This is a genomic window from Pantoea dispersa (assembly GCF_019890955.1).
In the GTDB taxonomy this organism is placed as follows: Bacteria; Pseudomonadota; Gammaproteobacteria; order Enterobacterales; family Enterobacteriaceae; genus Pantoea; species Pantoea dispersa.
Map to the genome: position 1 here is coordinate 668213 of NZ_CP082347.1, position 21728 is coordinate 689940.

General features: G+C 58.6%; 21 protein-coding genes. 9 read left to right on the top strand and 12 right to left on the bottom strand.

The window, feature by feature from the left end:
* Positions 1 to 49 precede the first annotated feature (49 nt).
* Positions 50 to 934: a transcriptional regulator GcvA gene (gene gcvA, locus K7H94_RS21895; protein ID WP_222952228.1), complete on the bottom strand. Its 885-nt coding sequence runs from the start codon at positions 932 to 934 to the stop codon at positions 50 to 52.
* A gap of 269 nt (positions 935 to 1203) precedes the next feature.
* Between gcvA and K7H94_RS21900 the strand changes: the two genes are divergently transcribed.
* From K7H94_RS21900 to K7H94_RS21915, 4 genes are read left to right on the top strand one after another with little or no spacing between them, the layout of a single operon-like run.
* The gene (locus K7H94_RS21900) at positions 1204 to 1644 is read left to right on the top strand and encodes a VOC family protein (RefSeq protein ID WP_031279954.1); all 441 of its coding nucleotides are present in this window, start codon (positions 1204 to 1206) and stop codon (positions 1642 to 1644) included.
* Between the two features lie 34 nt (positions 1645 to 1678).
* Positions 1679 to 2209 (top strand): GNAT family N-acetyltransferase, encoded by a 531-nt coding sequence (locus tag K7H94_RS21905; RefSeq protein ID WP_245001439.1) that lies wholly within the window; start codon positions 1679 to 1681, stop codon positions 2207 to 2209.
* Between the two features lie 47 nt (positions 2210 to 2256).
* A complete protein-coding gene (locus K7H94_RS21910; protein WP_215481117.1) occupies positions 2257 to 2694 on the top strand; it encodes an acetyltransferase in 438 nt (145 codons plus the stop codon).
* A 25-nt stretch (positions 2695 to 2719) separates the two neighbouring features.
* Entirely contained in the window at positions 2720 to 3115 is a 396-nt protein-coding gene (locus K7H94_RS21915; protein ID WP_215481116.1) for a GFA family protein, read from the top strand.
* Here K7H94_RS21915 and K7H94_RS21920 read toward each other — a convergent pair.
* On the bottom strand, positions 3091 to 3837 hold the full coding sequence (locus K7H94_RS21920) for a metallophosphoesterase (RefSeq protein ID WP_222952409.1): 747 nt from the start codon (positions 3835 to 3837) through the stop codon (positions 3091 to 3093). The two genes, K7H94_RS21915 and K7H94_RS21920, sit on opposite strands and share 25 nt — an antisense overlap.
* 145 nt (positions 3838 to 3982) lie before the next feature.
* Here K7H94_RS21920 and K7H94_RS21925 point away from each other — a divergent pair, with 145 nt between their 5' ends.
* Entirely contained in the window at positions 3983 to 4723 is a 741-nt protein-coding gene (locus tag K7H94_RS21925) for a GntR family transcriptional regulator (RefSeq protein ID WP_222952230.1), read from the top strand.
* On the opposite strand, the gene K7H94_RS21930 is transcribed toward K7H94_RS21925, so the two are convergent.
* The 8 genes from K7H94_RS21930 to K7H94_RS21965 form a co-directional block, all read right to left on the bottom strand.
* Complete coding sequence (locus K7H94_RS21930; protein ID WP_222952231.1) at positions 4710 to 5690, bottom strand: PfkB family carbohydrate kinase; 981 nt, start codon at positions 5688 to 5690, stop codon at positions 4710 to 4712. The two genes, K7H94_RS21925 and K7H94_RS21930, sit on opposite strands and share 14 nt — an antisense overlap.
* A complete protein-coding gene (locus K7H94_RS21935; protein WP_193752263.1) occupies positions 5677 to 6699 on the bottom strand; it encodes an ADP-ribosylglycohydrolase family protein in 1023 nt (340 codons plus the stop codon). Before K7H94_RS21935 ends, K7H94_RS21930 begins: the two co-directional genes overlap by 14 nt.
* Before the next feature lie 17 nt (positions 6700 to 6716).
* Positions 6717 to 7991: a nucleoside permease gene (locus tag K7H94_RS21940; protein ID WP_104093466.1), complete on the bottom strand. Its 1275-nt coding sequence runs from the start codon at positions 7989 to 7991 to the stop codon at positions 6717 to 6719.
* A 389-nt stretch (positions 7992 to 8380) separates the two neighbouring features.
* Complete coding sequence (locus tag K7H94_RS21945) at positions 8381 to 9691, bottom strand: MFS transporter (RefSeq protein WP_021508813.1); 1311 nt, start codon at positions 9689 to 9691, stop codon at positions 8381 to 8383.
* Between the two features lie 108 nt (positions 9692 to 9799).
* Complete coding sequence (locus K7H94_RS21950) at positions 9800 to 10438, bottom strand: isochorismatase family protein (protein WP_021508812.1); 639 nt, start codon at positions 10436 to 10438, stop codon at positions 9800 to 9802.
* A 9-nt stretch (positions 10439 to 10447) separates the two neighbouring features.
* Positions 10448 to 11200, bottom strand: coding sequence for a maleate cis-trans isomerase family protein (locus K7H94_RS21955; protein ID WP_058776149.1), 753 nt, complete (start codon positions 11198 to 11200; stop codon positions 10448 to 10450).
* A complete protein-coding gene (locus K7H94_RS21960; RefSeq protein WP_021508810.1) occupies positions 11197 to 12018 on the bottom strand; it encodes an alpha/beta fold hydrolase in 822 nt (273 codons plus the stop codon). Before K7H94_RS21960 ends, K7H94_RS21955 begins: the two co-directional genes overlap by 4 nt.
* Positions 12015 to 13163 carry an FAD-dependent monooxygenase gene (locus K7H94_RS21965; protein WP_222952232.1) on the bottom strand — a complete coding sequence of 383 codons (1149 nt, stop codon included), beginning with the start codon at positions 13161 to 13163 and terminating at the stop codon, positions 12015 to 12017. Before K7H94_RS21965 ends, K7H94_RS21960 begins: the two co-directional genes overlap by 4 nt.
* A 322-nt stretch (positions 13164 to 13485) precedes the next feature.
* Here K7H94_RS21965 and K7H94_RS21970 point away from each other — a divergent pair, with 322 nt between their 5' ends.
* The 4 genes from K7H94_RS21970 to K7H94_RS21985 all read left to right on the top strand — a co-directional run bounded on the left by K7H94_RS21970 (position 13486) and on the right by K7H94_RS21985 (position 19212).
* Positions 13486 to 14538, top strand: a complete 1053-nt coding sequence (locus K7H94_RS21970; RefSeq protein ID WP_125311089.1) for a 2,5-dihydroxypyridine 5,6-dioxygenase — start codon at positions 13486 to 13488, stop codon at positions 14536 to 14538.
* A gap of 78 nt (positions 14539 to 14616) precedes the next feature.
* Complete coding sequence (locus K7H94_RS21975) at positions 14617 to 15078, top strand: MarR family winged helix-turn-helix transcriptional regulator (RefSeq protein ID WP_021508807.1); 462 nt, start codon at positions 14617 to 14619, stop codon at positions 15076 to 15078.
* Between the two features lie 43 nt (positions 15079 to 15121).
* Positions 15122 to 15649, top strand: a complete 528-nt coding sequence (locus tag K7H94_RS21980; protein ID WP_420874741.1) for a (2Fe-2S)-binding protein — start codon at positions 15122 to 15124, stop codon at positions 15647 to 15649.
* Positions 15643 to 19212 carry a molybdopterin cofactor-binding domain-containing protein gene (locus tag K7H94_RS21985; RefSeq protein ID WP_420874742.1) on the top strand — a complete coding sequence of 1190 codons (3570 nt, stop codon included), beginning with the start codon at positions 15643 to 15645 and terminating at the stop codon, positions 19210 to 19212. Before K7H94_RS21980 ends, K7H94_RS21985 begins: the two co-directional genes overlap by 7 nt.
* Before the next feature lie 21 nt (positions 19213 to 19233).
* Here the strand turns inward: K7H94_RS21985 and K7H94_RS21990 are convergent, their stop codons facing one another.
* Entirely contained in the window at positions 19234 to 19818 is a 585-nt protein-coding gene (locus K7H94_RS21990) for a nucleotidyltransferase family protein (RefSeq protein ID WP_222952235.1), read from the bottom strand.
* Positions 19819 to 19871: 53 nt separating this feature from the next.
* Positions 19872 to 21248 carry an aldehyde dehydrogenase family protein gene (locus tag K7H94_RS21995; protein WP_150058841.1) on the bottom strand — a complete coding sequence of 459 codons (1377 nt, stop codon included), beginning with the start codon at positions 21246 to 21248 and terminating at the stop codon, positions 19872 to 19874.
* Between the last annotated feature and the right edge of the window lie 480 nt (positions 21249 to 21728).

Below are 21728 nucleotides of genomic sequence, written 5' to 3' on the forward strand. Positions count from 1 at the left end.
TCAGAAATTTACTATGTCTTGTTGATATGAAGAAATGCCGGACGCTGTTCTATTCTGTGGACTGCTGCATGAGCCAGGCTCTTACTTTTACCACGGCAGAACGCAGCAGCGCTTCGTGGGGCGTAATAAGCCAGTACGCGTGTCCGGTATTCAGCGTATCTGGAAACGGTGCCACCACTTCACCGGATGTCAGGTTTGCCTGAACAAATCGCCTGCGCATCAGCGCTACGCCCATGCCGGCTAGCATCGCCAGCCACGCCCCGCTGCCATCGCTATACAAGGGCCCTTTACCGGAATCAATATGCCCGACACCGGCTTCAGCGAGCCAGCGCTGCCAGTCTTCCCGGTGCATATCATGCAGTAACGTGACGCGACCGAGTGCGGCAAGTGCCGGCGGTTCTCCCAGCTGCTGCGCCACAGCAGGAATGCAGACTGCAAGGTAGTCGTCGTCGATCAACTTCTCACTCACGCAACCCTCACAGAAACCGTTGCCATGCCGTACGGCCAGGTCGATACCATCCGTGGCGAAAGACTGGATGCGGGAAGTGGCACTGATGCGCAGGTCAATATCCGGACAGGCACGTTCAAAATCAGCCAGTCGCGGCAGTAACCAGTGGGTCGCAAATCCGGTGGTGCAGGCCAGCGTGATGGTATTTTTTTGTGTCTCCTGCACCAGCGTTTCAGTGGCTTCACGTATCAGGCTGAAAGCCGAAGCAATCGAGTAGTAATAGCCCTGACCGGATGCCGTCAGCGCCAGCTTGCGTCCATTTCGCTGAAACAGGGGCAGGCCCAGCTGCCGTTCCAGTTCCCTGATGTGCAGGCTGATCGCGCCGGGCGTGACGTGCAACTCCTGGCCTGCAAGGGTCATGCTGAGGTGTCGGGCAACGGATTCGAACGCCTTCAGGGCGTTAAGAGAAGGCAGGCTGTTTCGCATCGTTTAGTTTTCCTAAAGAACAGGCAGAAATTAAATCGTTTTTATTTCCTCTCCGTCAACGTTATTAATAGGCATATAGCACGCGTTGCCGTGTCGTTTTTATCTTAAAACTATTTAGTTATATTGAAATTTTAAGAGAGAGTACCGTTTCACGCACCACGCCTCCACACGGAAAAATGATCAGCTACCACGCCCTTTATGGCGATTAACCTTTATCAGGCTTGAGTTTTTGTCGTGTCAGGGAGGCAATAAATGGAGACAGGATGCAGATGAAGGATATCGATGTTGGATTTACCCACGTCGCGTTTATGGTGAGGGATCTGGAGAAGAGCATGGATTTCTACCGCCGCTATGCAGGAATGAAGGTGATACACACCCGTGAACCTGACGTCCCGGCTGCCCGCAAGGTGGCATGGCTGAGCGATCATACCCGCCCTTTCGCACTGGTTCTGGTGCAGGCGGATGACGTGTCAGATACGCCACTGGGTAAATTTGGACACCTAGGCATTGCCTGTGCGTCACGCGAAGAGATCGATCGTAAAACAGCGATGGCCGTCGCCGAAGGCGTGTTACGCAAAGCCCCTGAAGAGGCTGGCGAACCGGTGGGATATTACGTATTTTTTGCCGATCCTGATGGCAATACGCTTGAGCTGTCTTTCGGGCAGCGCGTCGGGCTTGAAGCGATACGCACCGCTCCCGGTTTACTTTAACCGCCTGCACGCAGGCAGCGGAGAACATATGGCACTGACGTTGCCGATTTATACTCAACGCCTGGTGTTGCGCAAGCTGACAGTGGCTGATTTGCCGCATCTGTCGCGCTATCGCAATCTGCCAGACGTTGCTCGTTATCAGAGCTGGGAAGAATTTACCCGGCAGGACGCTGAGAAATTATATGCGCAGCAGGATGCGCTGCCGTTCAACAGCGATAACACCTGGTTTCAGCTTGCCGTAGCACACCGGGAAGACAACCGGCTGATAGGGGACATCGGAATTCATTTTTTTGATGAAGGAAGACAAGCTGAACTCGGCATGACATTTGATGCCGGATATCAGAAACAGGGTTTTGCGCTTGAAGCAACGAGTGCCATCGTTACCCTGCTTTTTACGCAGTTTGCAAAACACCGGCTCATTGCCGTGGTAGACACACGTAATACTCGCGCTATAAACCTGCTGGAAAAGCTGAATTTTCGCCGTGAAGCGCACTACCGGCAGAATATTTTTTTCAAAGGGATGTGGGGCGATGAATATCTTTATGCGCGGCTGGCCAGCGATTAGCGCAGGCATTGCGTTAAGCCATCGCGTTGGCATGTTAAGGAGGCATAGTGACAATTAGCGAAGTAAGCAAGGAAGAGTATCACTTTCTGATTCAGGTCTGGGAGGCTGCCGTCCGGGCAACGCATCATTTCCTGAATGAACAGGATATCCTGCGGCTCAGACAGCTTATTCTGGAAAATTATTTTGATGCCGTTGATTTGAGAAAGGTGACCGATGAAAACCATGACATTGTCGGATTCATCGGCGTGCAGGATGAGAATATCGAGATGCTTTTCGTCTCGCCCGCTCATCACAAAAAAGGGGTCGGTGCACGGTTAGTCCACTACGCAATCCGTTATCTTTCAGCGAAAAAAGTGGACGTTAACGAACAAAATACCGCTGCGCTCGGGTTTTATCAGCATCTGGGCTTTCAGGTGACTGGACGGTCTTCCGTTGATGGTGAGGGGAAACCGTTTCCCCTCCTCCATCTTAAGCTGATGCAATAATCCGGCACAGGAATCAGGAGAAAAAATGAACGGAAGTTGTCTCTGTAAACGTGTGCGCTACGAATGCGATCGCCTGGCGGGCAGCATTACGCATTGCTGCTGTCATACCTGCAGGAAAGCGCACGCCGCCGCTTATACCTCCACAGCGCGCGTGCGGCGTGAGGATTTCAGGTGGACCCAGGGAGAAAAATTTCTGACGGCATTTAATTCTTCCCCGGATAAGTTGCGTTATTTCTGTTCAGTCTGCGGATCTCATCTGATGGCTGAAAGACCTCATCAGAGCCACGTGATTCTGCGTGTGGCCACGCTGGACGACGATCCCGCTCAGACGCCGGTTTCCTATATCTGGTGCTCGCACACCGTGCCGTGGCTAACAGAGCGCGACCATGTGCCTCATTATGAGCAGGATAAAGAGACATGATGACTGGTCAAAACGCCGCTGGCGAAACGGTGCACCATCAGTGCCGGTGGATCATTCACCGGAGGAACCCGCTGGCTGCCAAACCACAGCGGGTTCGCCGGGCAAATTGAGCCACAAATATAAGCCGGAACCCCTGCAAACATGCCTGCTGCGGGCCGGTGCACATGCCCGGCTGCAATAGCCAGTATTCTGACCCGGCTGCGTCTGAGGGTCGACTCAAGCTTATCAAGCCCGCGACACATTGATTCATCCAGCGTCGGTATGCCCGATGCGATAACCGGATGATGCAGAAAAAGCAGCGCTGGCAGCGCAGGCGTATTGCTGAGTTGTCTTTCCAGCCATTCCAGATGCTCCCCGACGCTGCCAAAATTCTGTTTATTCACCGTGGAGTCCAGCCCCAGCATACGCAAACCGCCCATATCCTGAACAAAATGCAGCGCGTCTGCCGGGGTGTTTTTCGCCCAGTGATTTTCATGCCATGTCGTTTGCATGAGTCGTCGATCATCGGCGTTGCCCGGCAATATAAATGCAGGGTAATGCTGCTGGCGCAGTTGCTCAGCTATCTGCCAGTAACCCTGCCGCCACTCGCCATCAACAAGATCGCCTGTTAATACCAGCGCATCCGGTTGCACATGAGTGAGCCACGCCAGCGCGCGCGCCAGGCGCAGCAGGTGATCATTGTCCGGTGCGGCATGAATGTCTGAAATCTGAGCGATTAACATAATGTCTCCGGAAATAAACAAGCGAACCACCAAGCCTTCAGGCAGCATAGCACCCGCACCGTCACACGACGCTGGCTGCGCGCCGCATTAAAATTCAGTATTATAGCGGTTCCTGCCGCTGACCCGAGTGAGTGCCCTGCCCGCTATGACTGACCACAATGCGCTGTTGGCGCGGTTGACCACCACGCTGGCGATAGAGAGCCGCACGCCGCTGTATAAACGCTTTGCCAGTGCGATTAAAGATGCGGTGCGCGATGGCACGCTGGTGCACGAGGAGATCCTGCCGGGCGAGCGCGAGTTTAGCCAGTCGCTGAACATCTCACGCATCACCGTGCGTAAAGCCATGGACGAGCTGGAAAAAGAGGGCGTCGTGTTTCGTTCCCGCGGCTACGGCACGCAGATCTGCAGCCAGTTTGAATATTCACTCAAAGAACCAAAAGGATTGTCGCAGCAGGCGGTGCTGCGCGGTAAAACGCCGGACACCGTGTGGATCAATAAAAGCAAAATTGCCTGCAGCGCAGAGATCGCCGAGAAGCTGGGGCTGAGCACGGGCAGCGATGTCTATCTGCTGAAACGTATTCGCTATGTTGACCGCCAGGCGGTCTCGGTTGAAGAGTCATGGGTGCCGGCGCGCTACATTGCCGATGCCGATGAGATTGGTATTTCGCTGTATGACTATTTTCATCGCCAGCAGATCCTGCCGGTGAAATCCCAGAGCCGGGTCAGCGCGCGTATGCCGGACGAAGCCCTGCAGCAGCAAATTGCCCTGCCCGCCAATGTGCCGGTGCTGGTGATTAAGCAGCTGGCACTCGACGCACAGGGCAATCCGCTGGAGTACAGCATCAGCTACTGCCGCAGCGATATGTACGTGTTTATTGCTGAGTAAGGCGTTGATGCCAGTAAGCGCGCAGTGTGGCGCGATCAGGCGCACAGTCGCCACCGCGCCGGGAAACCACATACGACGCCACTGCGTTGCCCAGCGCAACGCTCTCCGCCAGTGACCAGCCGGACGCTAATCCTGCCAGTAATCCGCCAGCATGGCTGTCGCCCGCGCCGATAGTATCGACCACCGTTGTCGCCAGTGCGGGCACCCAGCCCTGCGCCTCAGCGTCGATGTATCCGGCACCTTCGCTGTCCAGCCTTAACACCATTGCGCCGCCAAACTGCTGCTGCCAGCGCGCCATCAGCTGATGGGCGTCGAAAGGTTCAGACTCGCGCAGACGCTCATGCCACAGCAGCTCCGCTTCCTGCCTGTTCACTGTAATCAGTGGCTGCAACGCCATGATACGCGCAAACTGCGCCTCGCCGATGTCCGCCAGCCGCGGGCCAAAATCCACCAGCAGCTGATACGGCTGTGCCTGCTGCTCCAGCCAGTCGATCAGCACTTCGCCGCTTTTGCTGGTGAGCTGATAACCGGAGAGATAGATCCAGCGCTGCGCCGGCTGCGGCAATGTGCGCAACAGCGCGGCGTCCCACTGGTTTTCCACGCCACTGACGGAAAGAAAGGTGCGCTCGCCATCCGGCTCGACCAGCGCCAGACACCAGCCATTATCACCGTGCGCATTTTCCAGTACGCTCTGCACACCGTATTCCGCCAGCTTCTGTCGCACGATACTGGCCCAGATACCGTTCCCCAGCGGCAGCGCGTTGATAGAAGGAATGCCGAGACGATGCAGCGCAATGGCGACGTTGAGCGCACAGCCGCCAACGTTCACGCCCTGCTGATGCAGTTCGATGTCGCTGCCGCGATACGGCAACGTCCAGGCATCGGCAATCACATCCACTACCGCCGCCCCCACCACGCACACCGGCAACCGGCCCGCCAGTCGGGACAGATCGTCAGGCGTCAGCATAGGCGGCCTCGCGCTGCTGGCGGAAACGGACAAACGCACGGCTGTAATGGGTGAAATCCAGCGCGTTAGCGGCATCCAGCTCCGCTTTTAGCTGCGCATCGATCGCGTCGATACCGTGCAGCGCGCCGCAAATGGCAACCGCCATCGCGCCGATGGTGTCCGTATCGCCGCCGAGATTGGCGCACAGAATAGCGCAGCGGTTGGGATCGGTGGCTGCCAGTTCAACCATAGCGATCGCTGCTGGTACCGATTCAATGGTGCTGGTGCCGGTACCGACCAGATCGTAGATCTGCTGCATGGTCGACTCGGTGCCCCTGCCCTGCGCCACCACCTGCAACGCCAGTTCGATGCGGGCCGCCATCGCCGCACTGAAAGTGGTGACGCGCCGCTCCTGTGCCGCGCGGGCAATCGCCGGCAGTTCGTCACGAATCGTTGCCCAGTCGCTACCGTCAATCGCGCGGGAGATTGCCCAGGCGATCGCGGTGGCACCGGCAATCGCCACGTCGGATTTGTGCGTCGGACTGGAGGCCAGCGCGACAGCATCAATAAAAGCCGGCAGGTCACGCGCCGGCAGCAGACAGCCCAGCGGCGAGACGCGCATCGCCGCGCCGTTGGTCAGGCCGTTATTTTCCAGCTGCGCCACCGGCGTACCGTTTTTCAGCGCGTTAAGCGCGATTTTGGAGGTCGGCCCAAGCACATTTTTGTTAAAGGCATCAAACGCTTCCGCCCAGCGCAGAATATTGGCGCCGATGGTTTCCGCATTAATTTCGCCGTCGTGGCTGATAATGGCATCGGCCAGCGCCAGCGCCATTGAGGTGTCGTCAGTGAAAGCCGCCCGGCCAAAGTAGCAGGCGGCATTGTTTTCTGCCGGGCCGGGCAGGAAGCGATCGATCCAGCCGAAGTGCTGTTTCACGCGGCTGCGCGGCCACAGTTCCGATGGCATGCCCATCGCATCGCCCAATGCCTGGCCGTAAAATGCGCCCAAAATCCGTTTTTCCTGGTGTGTCATCGTCATGGTTACATCTCTTATTTATGGCTGTCAGCGGTTGCTGAGTGTTCAAAAGCGGTTAATTCATCACTGCGTTTTTTGCCGTCGCGGAACAGGACGATAAAGGCGATGGTGATGATGACAATCATCACGCTGCCAAACATCCACATCCCCGCCCAGTTGAATGTCTGGCCGTTGCGCGGCTGGTCATACGCGAACATCTCCTGCATCAGATAGCCGCCGAGGCGGTAACCCAGCAGGCTGCCGATGCCCTGACAGGCCAGGGTGATCAGGCCCTGCGCAGCGTTACGCATCGCCACCGGCGCTTTCTTATCCACATAAATGTAGGCGGTGATGAAGTAGAAGTCGTAGCTGACGCCGTGCAGCAGAATGCCCATAAACAGCAGGCCGAAGGTCAGCAGGTTTTGATCGCCGCCGAACACAAAGAACACGTAGCGCAGCGCGGCGGTCACCAGGCCGAGCAGCAGCACTTTGCCGATGCCAAAGCGTTTGATGAAGAACGGCAGCGCCAGCAGGAAGAAGATTTCTGATACCTGGCCGAGTGTCATCCAGCCGGTGGCGTGTGGCAGACCGACTTCGGTCAGATATCCCTCAGCGAAGATGTAGTAGAACGCCAGCGGCATACTGAACAGGAATGAACAGACGAAAAATACGAGGAAGCTGCGATCTTTCAGCAGATGCAGTGCGTCGAGGCCGAGCGCCACGCGCAGGCTGAACTTGCCGGTGCTTTTGGGTTCGGTGGCTGGCAGGGTCAGGGCGAACAGGCCAAGCAGCAGCGAACTGGCCGCGGTGATCAGCAACGGTACATTGCTGGCGGAGATATCGCCAAAGCCGAGCAGCGGCGGCAGAAAACCGCAGGCGATGCCGGAGGCAATCCAGCCGATAGTGCCCATCACGCGGATGCGCGGATAGTCGCGCTCCACGTCACCGACGTGGGAAAACGCAATACTGTTGGTCAGCGCAATGGTCGGCATATAGGTGAGCGCATACAGCAGCAGCAGCGGAAAGAAGCTGCTGAAGTGCGTCTGCTGTGCGGCAAAGAACATCAGAATCGCGCCGGCGATGGTCAGCAGCGATAACACTTTCTGTGCCTGGAAGAAACGGTCAGCCAGCGAGCCGACCAGAATCGGTGACAGGATGGCAGCGATGGAGGTACAGGCGTAGCACCAGGCGATCTCAACCGGCGAAAAGCCGTTTTTGCTGAGAAACGCCCACAGCGGCACGAACCATGCCCCCCAGATAAACCACTCTAAGAACATCATGAACGACAGCTTTGGAATTGTAGTTTTCATCGAAATAGACTCCCCGGTGTTGGTAGAACCAATCTAGCACCAGAATAGATACCTTTATAATACCTTTAGCTGATAGTTTGAGCTATCCCACAAGATTTTTACCTTATGGATAACCGATTAGCGAGAAGGATTGGGTGCGGATGGACGTGACGGTCTGGCGGGGTGTGGAGCTGCATTCTGCGGCTGTGAGGCGGTCGCCATGAATGGCGTAATCCTTGTCAGTTATCTTTGAATTTGTACATAAATGATTGCACTTATCGTAGCGGCGCAATTTATTGCGCGATGAATCGCGCCGCTACGAATTTGTGCGCATTGCAGTTTCGGAACTATTCGGCATTACGCCATCAATGGCAATCCATCAGCGATCGTTCAAATAGGTAAGGTATTCGCTACCGGTTCACCAGCTTCGCTGGCAGCGCGACCACTAACAGCGAGCTGAGCAGCAGACACACGGCGAAGAACCACAGCGCGCCGTTGCTGCTGCCGGTGAGGTCCAGCGCCACGCCCATCACGGAATTACTCACCAGTCCGGCGATATTGGCGATCGAACAGGCCAGAGCAAAACCCGCTGCCGCTGCCGTGCCTTTCAGGAACGTAGCGGGCAGACTGAAAAACACCGGCACCGCCCCGATAATCATCGCCTGTGCAATGGAGAACAGCAGCACGGTCATCGCCACGTTGTGAGCAAAGAAGGTGCTGGTGCCCATCGCCGCCGCGCCAATAATAAACGGAACAATGATGTGCCAGCGGCGTTCACGCAGGCGGTCTGAGCTGGCACCGATCGCCAGCATGCCAATCAACGCCGCCAGGCTGGGGATCGCCGTCAGATAGCCAATGGTGGTGATATCGGTGGTGCCGGCATTCTTGATAAAGGTCGGCATCCAGAAACCCATGGCGTAAGCGCTGAGCAGAATCGAGAAATCGATGCCGCCGAGCATCACCACGCGAATATTCAGCAGACCATCGCGCAGGCTGTGTTTCAGCCCTTTGGCGTCACCTTCGTCGCGCGCCAGTTCGCGCAGCACCGCCTGCTTCTCACTGCTGCTGAGCCAGCTGGCGCTCTCGACGCTGTTCGGCAGCAGCCAGAACGTCAGCACACCCAGTAACACGCTGGGCAGGCCTTCCAGCAGAAACAGCCACTGCCAGCCGCGCATGCCGTAAACCTCATGAAAATGCCCCATGATCCAGCCGGAAAGCGGTCCGCCAATCAGGCTGGAGAGCGGCAGGCCAATCATAAACAGCGCAATGATGCGGCTGCGGCGCCACGAGGGAAACCATTTGGTGAGATAGAACAGCACGCCAGGCAGAAAACCGGCTTCGGCCGCGCCGAGGAAAAAGCGGATGATGTAGAACTGGGTCGGCGTTTGCACCAGCAGCGTGGCGGTCGAGAGCAGGCCCCAGGTAATCATAATGCGCGCGATCCAGATCTTTGCGCCGACCCGCTGCAGGATCAGGTTGCTCGGCACTTCAAACAGGATATAGCCGACAAAAAACAGCCCGGCACCCAGACCAAACGCGGTCTCGCTTAGCGCCAGATCGCTCGCCATCTGTAGCTTAGCCAGGCCGATATTGATGCGATCAAGATAGGCCGCGAGATAACACAGGCAGAGAAACGGAATCAGCTTCCAGGTGATTTTGCGATAAATCGAAGCGGTGTCTTCGGCTGCCAGCGCAGCAGGACGGGTTGAAACGTCAGTCATGGTGTTCTCCGGGCGCAATAACCCCGTCGTCGGGGAGATGTTGTTATGCGTCTCAGCCGCAGCCGAAACGGACTGTTTGTGCGCACTCCGTGCAGGTGAATCGCGCCCTTAACGGGCGCTGAACTTCCCGAGATACTCCAGCGCCGCGGCTTTACTTACCACGTCGCCATATTTACTGTCGATATCAAATAAATTGGCCTGATGCGGCGCATCATGGCGATCGCCCACGCATTCGCGGACCACCATGGCGCGAAAACCGTATTGCAACGCATCCACTGCGCTGGCGCGGATGCAGCCGCTGGTAGAGCAGCCGGCGATCAGCAGCGTATCAATGCCCTGCGCCACCAGCATCGATGCCAGAGACGTGCCAAAAAACGCGCTGGCATACTGTTTGGTGATCACCACTTCTGCGGCAAGCGGCTGCACCGCCGGACAAAACGCGGCGAGCGGATTGCCCTCCACCATGTCACGCATCACCGGGGCTTTCTGCACCCAGATCCCGCCGTCCTGCTGATGCTGCGGGTGATAGCGAATCTGCGTATGGATCACCGGAATCGCGCACTGGCGCGCCGCCGCCAGCAGGCCCTGTGCAGCGGCCACCGCCTCTACCACGCCAGGGGCAAATAGCGCGGCGCCCGGCGTGGTGTAGCCCTGCAGAAAGTCGATCATCAGCAGCGCCGGACGCTGACCAAAACCGATGCGGTTGCCCCAGACACCGGCGTAGTTATCACTGACACTCTGGCTCATGCTTTCTCCTTACCACGCACCGGACAGCAGTGCGCCCGCACCCGGCACCACCGGCTCCAGCTCCAGCGCCTTCAGCAGTGCGTACGTGGTGGCAATGGCGGCCGTAATTACCGGCTTGCCGGTCTGCGCCTCCACTTTTGCCACCGCCGGCAGCGATGGCATCTGCACACAGGCCGACAGCACCACCACATCAATATCCGTCAGCGTCATGTCCGCCACGATGCCAGGTAAATTGGCCGGGTCGTGGCGGGCGACGGCGAGGTTATCGGCAATTTCCAGCGCGCGCCACTGCTTTACCTCAATCCCTTCGCGCTGGATGTAATCCACCACCAGCTCGGTCAGCGGCTTCATGTAGGGCGCCACCAGCGCGATCTTCTTCGCGCCCATAATATGCAGCGCATCGACCAGCGCGCCGGCACTGGTGATCACCGGTGCCAGCGCCTCGTTGTCGCGCGTGACCTGCGTCAGGCGCTGCTGCGACTGGCGATGATAGCCCGGGCCCATCGCCATGATCGCTACCAGACAGGCATAGCCGAGCACGTCAACGCGCGCGTCGGACAGCTCCAGCGCACAGCGGTCGGACTCTTTATCCATCGCCGCCAGTTCATCTTTATTGACATGCTTCATGCGCATACGGCTGGAGTGGAAGGTAAACCGCTCCGGGCGAATCAGCTGGCGCGCCTGCAGCATGGCGGGAATTTCGGTTTCCATGGTGATGTTGGAACTCGGCACAATCTGGCCGATACGATACGAACGCGTCATGGCTGCGTCTCCGGAGTCAGTGAGGGGCCAAGGAAGGTACCAAAGGCGTTGAAGAAACCGTGAAAATCATCCCACGGGATCATGTGACCAGCGCCGGCTACCCGGCTGATCTCGATGGTCGGCAGCAGCTCGCGGATTTCGGCTTCATCTTCCGCCTGAATGACGCCGCCCTTGCCTGCCACCATCAGCAGGGTTTTTGCCGGCAGCTGAGGGAAATATTGATGGATATCGAGCTGGTGAAAATCGTCGTAGGCGCGACGGATGGCCGGCGTATAGCAGGTATGCAGCCACTCGGCGCGCAGCTGACGCTGGTCATCGCTCCAGGCCGGGCAGTATTGCTTCATGGCTTCAGCATCCATGCCGCGCTGCGCGTCGCGAATGGAATCCTCATACCATGGCCACTGTCCCGGATAGAGACGCCGGCCCGGACCGGAAACCGGCGGATCGATCAGCGACAGCGACAGCACGCCGGCTGGCTGTTTCACCGCCGCACGCATGATGAAGCGCGCGCCCATCGAATGGCCAACCAGGTGATAGCGCGTCAGCCCCAGCGCATCCGCGAAGGCGTTGATGTCATCGGCGCAGCTCTCCATGCCGTAATCCAGCCCTTCACCACTGCTGGAGAGCCCGCGACCGCGCACATCCAGTACCCAGGTATCAAAATGCTGCGCAAAAACTTCCGCCACAAAACCCCAGGTGATCGCCGGGCTGGTGATGCCCGGTACGAGGATCAGCGCGGGCCCGCTGCCGCCGTAGCGCAGATAGTGCTGGCGAATGCCGTTGGCCTGTACCTGCCCGCCGTGCATAAAACGGCTCATGAGGTCACCTCGCTTTTCAGCGGCGCGGCAAACACGTCGTAGCCGTACACCCAGGCCGGATCTTCCTGGGTGCGCAGGAAAGTATTGGCGTTAGAGACGGCCTGCACGCGCGACGCGCGTTCTTTGCGGTTGGCTTCATACAGGCGGAATGCGGTGCGATAATCATCAAGACCGGTTTCCGTCAGGCAGCGCGACAGCATGGCGGCATCTTCGATGGCCATCGCAGCGCCCTGCGCCATGTGCGGTTTCATCGGATGGCAGGCATCACCCAGCAGCACAATGCGCCCTTCGCTCCATACCGGCAGCGGCTGGCGGTTGAGCAGCGGCCATTTGGTGACCGATTCGCTGCACTCGATCAGCGCCTGTACCACCGGATGGTAGTGACCAAAGGTTTCCAGCATCTCCTGCTGACTGCTTTCAACGAAGCTGCCTTTGATATCCCACGCCGGGTGCGGCACACCGGAGACGTAATAATATTCGTCGCGCGCTTTGGTGGTGTAATAGACCATCAGATGACGATCTTCAGACCACCACTTCACGCAATCTTCAAAGCTGAGGTTGTATTTGCGCAGTTGTTCGCCACGGATTAGCGCACGGTGCGCCACCCAGCCGCTGTAAGTGGGCGCTTCCACCCCCAGCAGATGTTCACGCAGCTTTGAGTTGATGCCATCCGCGCCAATCACGATATCCGCGCGCGCTTCGCTGCCGTCCTGAAAACGCAGCACCACATCGCTGCCGCTGTCTTCGACGCTGCCCAGGCACTTGCCGAACTGGACGCTGCCCGGCTGCAGACTGGTCATCTGCATGGCCTGCAAATCGCCCCGGTGCACCGTGACATAAGCCGCACCGTACTCTTTGCGCGCATAAGCGCCCAGCGGAATGCGTGACAAATACTCCCCGGTCTCGCCGTCGCGGCTGAACCAGAAATCGGGATGCGAAGCCAGATCCTCCAGCTGCTGTTCGATACCCATGCGGCGAAACACCTTGAGCACGTTCGGCCCCATGTGGATGCCGGCACCCAGACGGGAGAAAGCCGGGCTTTGTTCATAGACCGTGACATGAAATCCCGCTTTCTGTAACAGCGAGCCGGCGGCAAGCCCGCCCAGCCCGGCGCCGATTACCGCGATGCGTTTCATATTGCTCATATTTTCCTCTCACACTGACGCTGATTTGAAGGTATGCACACGGATAAACGATCAAACCCGACGCTGAATTTACAGTGCATACGCTTTAATTATTGAGGTTATGACACTGTTAAAAGCAACCGTATTTACAGTGAAAACTCGATAACATGATGTTAATCACAGCCTGTTGATAAGGTTAAATAGGCTTTTCTTATGTCAAAAAGAAATGCTTGCACTGTTCTTCGCAACACGTCTATAACAAAAACATAAAGCGTGTTCGCTATAAATAGCTGAAGTTTTGCGCAGCAAATTGTCTGACATCTAACCCTGAGAGGAAACCGCTATGGCAGTAAATCAGAGCCAGTTAGGCCAGATGTTCGAGCAGGTTTTACGGCTGTCGAAAGTCGACGCCAGTCAGAGTGTCGCCATCCTGAAAAGTCACTATTCCGATGCACGCACCGTGCAGGCCGCCACTGATGCTGCACTACGATTGGGCGCGAAGGTGTACTGCGTTGAGCTGCCGGCCTTTAATCACCCGACGGCAATGGGTAACGACATGACCGCCTACTGTGGTGATACCGCGCTTACCGGCAACATTGCCGCGCAGCGCGCGCTGGAAGCGGCGGATCTGATCGTCGATACCATGATGCTGCTGCATTCGCCGGAGCAGGAACAAATCCTGAAAACCGGGACACGAATTTTGCTGGCCGTCGAGCCGCCGGAAGTATTGGCACGAATGTTGCCAAACGAAGAGGACAAGTCGCGCGTGCTGGCTGCGGCGGCGGTGCTGGAAAAAGCGCGCATGATGACGGTGAAATCGCCGGCTGGCAGTGATTTTCGTGCCCCGCTCGGCCAGTACCCCACGGTAACGGAATATGGCTACGCGGATGAGCCAGGCCGCTGGGATCACTGGCCGAGCGGCTTCCTGTTTACCTGGCCGAATGAAGATCAGGCTGAAGGCGTGCTGGTGCTGGACGTCGGCGACATCCTGCTGCCGTTTAAATCTTACGCGCGTGAACGCATCACGCTGGAGATCGAGAAAGGTTTTGTCACCCGCATTCACGGTGGCTTTGAAGCCGAGTATCTGCGCGATTACATGCGCTACTTCAACGATCCGGAAGTGTACGGTATTTCCCACATCGGCTGGGGGCTGCAGCCGCGCGCGCAGTGGACGGCGATGGGGTTACACGACAAAAACGACGGCATGTGTATGGACGCGCGCGCCTTTTACGGCAACTTCCTGTTTTCGACCGGACCGAACACTGAAGTGGGCGGTAAGCGCAAAACGCCGTGCCATATGGACATTGCTCTGCGCCGCTGCGACATCAAAGTGGACGATTTGCTGGTGGTGGCTGAAGGTGAAGTGGTGGCACCGGAGGCCTCACGCGCGCGTTAATCGTGCGCAGGGAACAGCTGTCAGCGCAGTGACAATGCATTACACTGCCTGACAGTTTCCGGGAAAAAGGATAAAGGCATGTCGCATCAGCAGGATCCGCGCGCAGACCAGCGCTATGACTATACCGAGCAGGTTGGCCATCTGTTGCGCAAGGTGTATCAACGCCATGCGGCGATTTTTCAGCAACACGTCGGTGATTCACAGATCACCGCCGTGCAATTTATTACCCTCTGTGCGCTGCGCGATCGCGGTCCGAGCGCACAGAACGATTTAGTGCGCTATACCGCCGTCGATCAGGCCACCATTCGCGGTGTGGTTGAGCGTCTTAAGGCGCGCGATCTGGTCAGTCTGGGTCCCGATCCCACCGACAAACGCAAAGTGATTGTCATGCTGACCGATGCAGGCCACCGCCTGATTGACAGCACGACAGACAACGCGATGCGCATCACCGAAATGACTTACGGGCAGCTGAATCCCGCCGAACGGGTCGCGCTGATTTATCTGCTGAAAAAAATGCTGGACGATACGAGCCAGCCCTAACCCGGGGCGCTTAGCCGCCTCGCTAAGGCGGTTAATAATGAAAATGCTGGCACATCAGACTGCCACACCGGTTTCACCTGCATCCACGTGCCATTACGCCCTTGAGGTGAACGGTGCGACTCACCCCATCAGCAGCTATCGCGATACCTCGCTGCTGCTGGTGCTGCGTAATCAACTCCAGCTTAACGGACCCAAATATGGCTGCGGCCTGGGCGAATGCGGCGCCTGCACCGTGCTGATCGATGGCTTTGCCGCGCGCGCCTGCGTCATCCCGGCGTATGGCGTGCGTCAGCGCGCTATCACCACGCTGGAAGGGCTGGGCAACCGCGAAGCACTGCACCCGGTGCAGCAGGCGTTTATCGAGGCGCAGGCCGCACAATGCGGTTACTGCCTTAACGGCATGATCATGACCACCGCCGCGCTGCTGCGCGCTCAGCCCTGCCCTGATGACCGGCAGATACGTGCGGCGCTGAGCGGTAACCTGTGCCGCTGTGGCACCCATCAGGAGATCCTGTGCGCAGTGAAGCGTGCCATCACCTTATGCCTGCAGCAGGCGGAGGCGGCATCATGAGTACGGCTAACGTCCCCACGCAGCAGCAGTTGCTGGCAGCCAGCGACATCCTGTTGATTGTCGATGAGATTCAGCCGCCGCCCGGGCTGGTACCCAAAGGCCAGACGCCGACGCTGAAAGCCAAAGAGCGGGCACTGTTTCTGGCTATTGACGGTTCCGGCCGCGTATGGGCCTTCAATGGCCATGTCGATCTCGGCACCGGGGTGAAAACCGCGCTGACGCAAATCGTCGCCGAAGAGCTCAATCTGCGCATGGATCAGGTGCAAATGGTACTGGGCGATACGCTACGCGTGCCCAACCAGGGTGCCACCATCGCCAGCGCCACATTGCAAATTTCTGCCGTACCACTGCGTAAAGCGGCTGCAACGGCGCGCCAGTGGCTGTTACAGCAGGCCGCCGCGCGCTGGCAGCTGCCGCTGGAGAGCATCACGCTGGACGGCGGTTTCCTGCAGCACCCCAGCGGGGTGCAATTGTCATTTGCCGAACTGGTGCAGCAGCAGCGCAGCATCGTGCCGATTGATCATCAGGTAACACTCAAGCCCGCCAGTGAATATCGCTTAGTTGGTACCAGCTCAGCGCGGGTGGATATTCCCGCCAAAGCCACCGGCGAACTGACGTGGGTGCATGACCTGCGCGTGCCCGGTATGCTGCACGGCCGGGTCATCCGTCCACCGTATGCGGGCTATGACACCGGCAGCTTTGTCGGCACCTCGTTGCTCAGCATTGACGAAAGCTCGATCGCGCATCTCGAAGGCATCGTGAAAGTGGTGCAGATCGCGGATTTTGTCGGCGTAGTGGCCGAGCGCGAGGAGCAGGCCATCGCCGCTATGGACGCATTACAGGTGCGCTGGAAGCCGTGGGAGCACAGCCTGCCGGACCTGCGCGATATTGAACAGGCTATTCGTGATAATCCCCGCACTTCGCGCGTGGTGCATGACAGCGGTGAGGTGGATGCCGCGCTGGCGAATGTCGCGCAGCGTTTTACCCGCAGCTATGTCTGGCCCTATCAGCTGCATGCGTCGATTGGCCCTTCCTGCGCGGTGGCCGACTATCAGCCTGATTCGCTGCAGGTGTGGAGCGGCACGCAGAACCCGCACCTGCTGCGCGCCGATCTGGCATGGCTGCTGGAGAGGCCGGAAGAGACTATTGAAGTGAACCGCATGGAAGCCGCCGGTTGCTATGGTCGCAACTGCGCCGATGACGTGGCCGCCGATGCGGCGCTGTTGTCGCGCGCGGTGGGCCAGCCGGTGCGGGTACAGCTGACGCGCGCCCAGGAGCACGTGTGGGAACCGAAAGGCACTGCACAGTTGATGGAGGTGGACGGCGGGCTGGACGCGCATGGCAATCCGCAGGTGTATGATTTCACTACGTCTTATCCGTCAAACGGCGCGCCCACCCTTGCGCTGCTGCTGACCGGCCGCGTCGATCCGGTGGCGCTGGCGTATGAAATGGGCGATCGCACCTCCATTCCACCTTACGATTTTCCCCATCTGCGCGTCACCATTGAGGACATGGCGCCGATTGTGCGCGCCTCGTGGATGCGCGGCGTTTCGGCCCTGCCCAACACCTTTGCCCATGAATCCTATATGGATGAGCTGGCCCACGCGGCAGGCGTCGATCCGGTGGAGTACCGGCTGCGCTACATTCAGGACGATCGCGCCGCCGAGCTAATGCGCTCCACCGCAGCGCGCGCAGACTGGACGCCGCGCACCGCCATTCAGCAGACCGCCAGCGAACCCGGCATTTTGCGCGGACGCGGTTTTGCCTACGCACGCTACATTCACAGCAAATTTCCCGGCTTCGGTGCCGCCTGGGCTGCCTGGGTCGCGGATGTCGCGATTGATAAGCAAAGCGGCGAGATCGCCGTTACGCGCATCACCGTAGGCCATGATGCTGGCATGATGATCAACCCGGAAGGGGTAAAACATCAGATTCACGGCAATGTCATTCAGTCCACCAGCCGGGTGCTCAAAGAACAGGTGACGATTGAAAGCAACCTGATCGCCAGCCAGGAATGGGGCAGCTACCCGATCCTGACGTTTCCGGAAGTGCCGGATATCGACGTGATGATGGTGCCGCGCCCGCACGAACCGCCGCTGGGCGCGGGGGAATCCGCGTCGGTGCCCAGCGCCGCGGCCATCGCTAACGCGGTGTTTGATGCCACCGGTATCCGTTTTCGCGAATTGCCCATTACCGCTGACAAACTGCGTCAGGCGCTGAACGGCCCCGATCCGCAGCCGGAGCCACAGCTGGCCGCACCGGTCAGCACCACCCGCCGCCGCAGCCGAAAATGGGCGCTGGGTGGCGTAACAGGATTGCTCGGTCTCGCCGCTGGCGTGGCGATTAACGCGCTGCCGTGGCGCGCACCGATTGCGCCCGTGACACCCCCGGCCGCCGGAAGCTGGTCGGCAGAGATGCTGGAACGTGGCCGTCAGGTGGCCGCCGCCGGTGACTGCGCGGTATGCCATACCACGGAAGGCGGCGCGACCAATGCCGGCGGCCTGAAGATGGATACGCCGTTTGGCACGCTGTACACCACCAACATCACGCCAGATAAACAGACCGGCATCGGTAGCTGGTCATTTAACGCCTTCGATCGCGCCATGCGCGAGGGCATCAGCCGCGACGGTCATCATCTCTATCCGGCGTTTCCTTACACCAGCTTTCGCCAGCTGAGCGAAGGCGATATGCAGGCGCTGTACGCCTGGCTGATGTCGCAGCCGGCGGTACAGCAGGCACCGCCAGAAAACCAGATGCGCTTTCCCTATAACCTGCGCTTCCTGATGGCGGGCTGGAACGCGCTCTACCTCGGGCGCGGCGAATATCAGCCTGACCCCCGCAAAAGCGCCGAATGGAATCGTGGTGCTTATCTGGTGAACGGAGCCGGACACTGCGGTGCCTGCCACTCGCCCCGTAATTTGCTGGGCGCGGAAAAAAGCGGGGATAATTTCCTCGCCGGTGGCTGGGTCGACGGCTGGGAAGCGCCCGCGCTCAATCAGCTGAATAAAGCCCCGCAGCCGTGGACCGCGCAGTCGCTGTATAACTATCTGCGCAGTGGTTACGATGCGCAGCACGGCGTTGCCGCCGGACCGATGGCACCGGTGGTAAGCCATCTCGCCACCCTGCCGGAAGCCGACGTGCGCGCCATGGCCAGCTATCTGGCGGATATCAACGGTCAGGCAGCGCGCCCTGTCGCCGCGCCGGCGGCAAAACCGGCATGGAACACCGCTGCGGGGGAACGGCTGTTTAAAGGCGCCTGTCAGGCCTGCCACAGCGCCAGCGAGGGCGGACCGCAGTTGTTTGGCGTCAGCCCATCGATGGCCAACAGCAGCAGCATAACCAGCGCGACGCCGGATAATCTGTTACAGGTGGTGCTGCACGGTATCGACAAACCGGCAACCGATGCGCTCGGTTATATGCCCGGCTTTGCCGCCAGTTTGTCGGATAAGCAGGTTGCGGATATTGCTGCCTGGCTGCGCCAGCGCTACGCACCTGACCAACCGGCGTGGCAGAATCTGAGCGAAAAAGTGGCGCAGGTGCGCGCTAATCCCGGCAGCCACTGACCCAGTCAGGCGTGCTGCCGGTCAGCGGCTTGCATCGGATCGCGGCAGATCCGCGTCGCGGATCGTGCCCTGATGGGCCGGCAGAGTGATGAGAATAGCCGGGTCAAGCAGCGCGCGGGCACCGCTGTCGCCCTGCAGTTGAGCGAGCGCCGCGCCATAGTGCGCGGCAAAACCCACCGGGTGGCCCGGCTGGTTTTGCCAGCTGAGCCGTACCTGCGGCGCACCGTTGTGCAGCGCCTGCGCCACGCATTGATGATCCTCCGCCCTCACCCACGCCATATCACCCGGTACGATCAGCCAGCCATGCCAGTGGGCGGTGGCCCGCACGCCAGCGGCAATGCTTTCACCGCTGCCGGCGCTGGCAATAGTGCAGGTCGCGACGCCGCACTGCTGTGCCAGCTGTTGAATGGCGCCATCTTCCGGCCGGATAATGAGGAGAAGCGGCAAACCGCTGCGCTGCGCCTGCTGCAGCGTCAGCTTCAGCAGCGGCTGAGGCACGCCATTATCGTCAGGATACGGCGCCAGCAGTTTATGTCCGGTACCGCCGGCCTGACGAAAGCGGCTGCCGAGACCGGCAGCAAGGATAAGAATGCCTGGCGTCTGCATACAAGGATTGCTTCCGAAAGTTGGGGCGCACAGTATGGCGCGCCCCGGCCGGGTTAGCGACGGTTTTTCCACACCGTCTGGATGTTACAGAACTCGTGCACGCCGAAGCTGGAGAGTTCGCGGCCATAACCACTCTTTTTCACGCCACCGATAGCGACGCGCGGATCTGAGGCGCCGTTGCCGTTGATAAACACCGCGCCGGTTTCCAGCTGCTCTGCCAGTTCCTGCGCCAGCGCTTCATTGCCGCTCCACACGGTGGCGCTCAGGCCAAACTCGCTGTCATTCGCCAGCTGCAGTGCATGTTGCGCATCGCGCGCGACGGTGATCGCCGCCACCGGCCCGAAGATCTCCTGACGAAAAGCGGTCATCGCGGGCGTGACGTCGGCAAGAATGGTTGGCGCATAATAGTTGCCGACGCCCTCGATCTTGTGGCCGCCCAGCACCAGACGTGCACCCTGCTGCAGGGTTTCCTGCACCTGATGATCGAGTTCATCGCGCAGATCGTAGCGTGCCATCGGACCGATATAAGTCTCTTCCTGCAGCGGATCGCCCACTTTCAGTGCCTGCACGGCTGCGCTAAAACGCGCCTCAAACGCTTCTGCGATGCTCTCTTCAATAATGAAGCGTTTGGCTGCCATACACACCTGCCCGCTGTTCTGGTAGCGCCCTGTGACCGCTGAGGCCACTGCCGCATCCAGATCGGCATCCGCCAGCACGATAAAAGGATCGGCGCCGCCTAACTCCAGCACGGTTTTTTTCAGTACCGCACCGGCCTGAGCGGCGATAGCCCCACCCGCACGCACGCTTCCGGTTACGGCGATAGCCGCGACGCGCGGATCTTTAATGGCTGCAGAAACACCGTCGTTATCAACGTTGATTACATTGAATGCGCCGCGCGGCAAATCGGTTGCGGTAAACAGTTCCTGCATCAGCCAGGCGCAGCCCATGACGCTTGGAGCGTGTTTCAGCAGGTAGGTGTTGCCCGCCAGCAGCATGCTGACCGCGCCGCGCAGGACCTGCCAGTAAGGAAAATTCCACGGCATCACCGCGAGGATCACACCGAGTGGACGAAACGATTGCCAGGCCTGCTGGTTTTCCACCAGCGTGGGCTGATCGGCCAGCATTGCCGGTCCGTGTTCAGCATACCAGTCACACAGGCTGGCGCATTTCAGGACTTCGGCACGCGCCTGCGCAATGGGTTTACCCATTTCCAGCGTGGCGAGCGTAGCCAGTTGATCCTGACGCTGGCGCAGCTGCTCACCCAGCTGACGCAGTACCTTCACGCGCTGTGCCATCTCTGTGTTACGCCACTGCGCAAAGGCGCTGGCGCTTTGCTGTAAAGCCGTTTCCAGCTCGGCTGCACTCTGCAGGGGATAAGTGGCAATGATTTCGCCGCTGGTGGGATTACGTGAAATAACATGATCAGTCATAAGATGCCTCCGTCAGATAATCGGGTTGATCAGAATGGGAGCTACCTTACGCCAGCTATCAGGTGATGAAAAATGAATAGATGAGAGCAAGTTGTTCACCTGAAATGAATTGAGAGGCAGAGCAGGCCTGAAGATTTTCACTTTCCACCCTCACAGGGTAATTTAAAGACGTAAGCGAATATTCTGCAGGTTACGCTTATCAGCATCAGTCGCCTCAACGGGTTATCCACTTATACAGTGATTAGATCTTAAAGAAAGATCATAAAGAGATCTAAAAGAGATCCTAAGAGATCCCCGATCGCGGCAGGCCGCACCCGACAAGGGCTGAGAAGGTGATCGTGTTCACTATAATCAGTAAAGTATCCACTATAGTCAGTACTTTATTCACTATAGACAGTAGAATGTTCACTATAAACAGTGTTAATGTTCACTGTAATCAGATACCGATCCTTTTCATCCACAGAATGAAGATCTCAGGCT

Coding starts and splice junctions, on each gene's coding strand:
- gcvA (WP_222952228.1), bottom strand. CDS start 934: ATGCGAAACAGCCTGCCTTCTCTTAACGCCCTGAAGGCGTTCGAATCC.
- K7H94_RS21900 (WP_031279954.1), top strand. CDS start 1,204: ATGAAGGATATCGATGTTGGATTTACCCACGTCGCGTTTATGGTGAGG.
- K7H94_RS21915 (WP_215481116.1), top strand. CDS start 2,720: ATGAACGGAAGTTGTCTCTGTAAACGTGTGCGCTACGAATGCGATCGC.
- K7H94_RS21920 (WP_222952409.1), bottom strand. CDS start 3,837: ATGTTAATCGCTCAGATTTCAGACATTCATGCCGCACCGGACAATGAT.
- K7H94_RS21925 (WP_222952230.1), top strand. CDS start 3,983: ATGACTGACCACAATGCGCTGTTGGCGCGGTTGACCACCACGCTGGCG.
- K7H94_RS21930 (WP_222952231.1), bottom strand. CDS start 5,690: ATGCTGACGCCTGACGATCTGTCCCGACTGGCGGGCCGGTTGCCGGTG.
- K7H94_RS21935 (WP_193752263.1), bottom strand. CDS start 6,699: ATGACACACCAGGAAAAACGGATTTTGGGCGCATTTTACGGCCAGGCA.
- K7H94_RS21940 (WP_104093466.1), bottom strand. CDS start 7,991: ATGAAAACTACAATTCCAAAGCTGTCGTTCATGATGTTCTTAGAGTGG.
- K7H94_RS21945 (WP_021508813.1), bottom strand. CDS start 9,691: ATGACTGACGTTTCAACCCGTCCTGCTGCGCTGGCAGCCGAAGACACC.
- K7H94_RS21950 (WP_021508812.1), bottom strand. CDS start 10,438: ATGAGCCAGAGTGTCAGTGATAACTACGCCGGTGTCTGGGGCAACCGC.
- K7H94_RS21955 (WP_058776149.1), bottom strand. CDS start 11,200: ATGACGCGTTCGTATCGTATCGGCCAGATTGTGCCGAGTTCCAACATC.
- K7H94_RS21960 (WP_021508810.1), bottom strand. CDS start 12,018: ATGAGCCGTTTTATGCACGGCGGGCAGGTACAGGCCAACGGCATTCGC.
- K7H94_RS21965 (WP_222952232.1), bottom strand. CDS start 13,163: ATGAGCAATATGAAACGCATCGCGGTAATCGGCGCCGGGCTGGGCGGG.
- K7H94_RS21970 (WP_125311089.1), top strand. CDS start 13,486: ATGGCAGTAAATCAGAGCCAGTTAGGCCAGATGTTCGAGCAGGTTTTA.
- K7H94_RS21975 (WP_021508807.1), top strand. CDS start 14,617: ATGTCGCATCAGCAGGATCCGCGCGCAGACCAGCGCTATGACTATACC.
- K7H94_RS21980 (WP_420874741.1), top strand. CDS start 15,122: ATGCTGGCACATCAGACTGCCACACCGGTTTCACCTGCATCCACGTGC.
- K7H94_RS21990 (WP_222952235.1), bottom strand. CDS start 19,818: ATGCAGACGCCAGGCATTCTTATCCTTGCTGCCGGTCTCGGCAGCCGC.
- K7H94_RS21995 (WP_150058841.1), bottom strand. CDS start 21,248: ATGACTGATCATGTTATTTCACGTAATCCCACCAGCGGCGAAATCATT.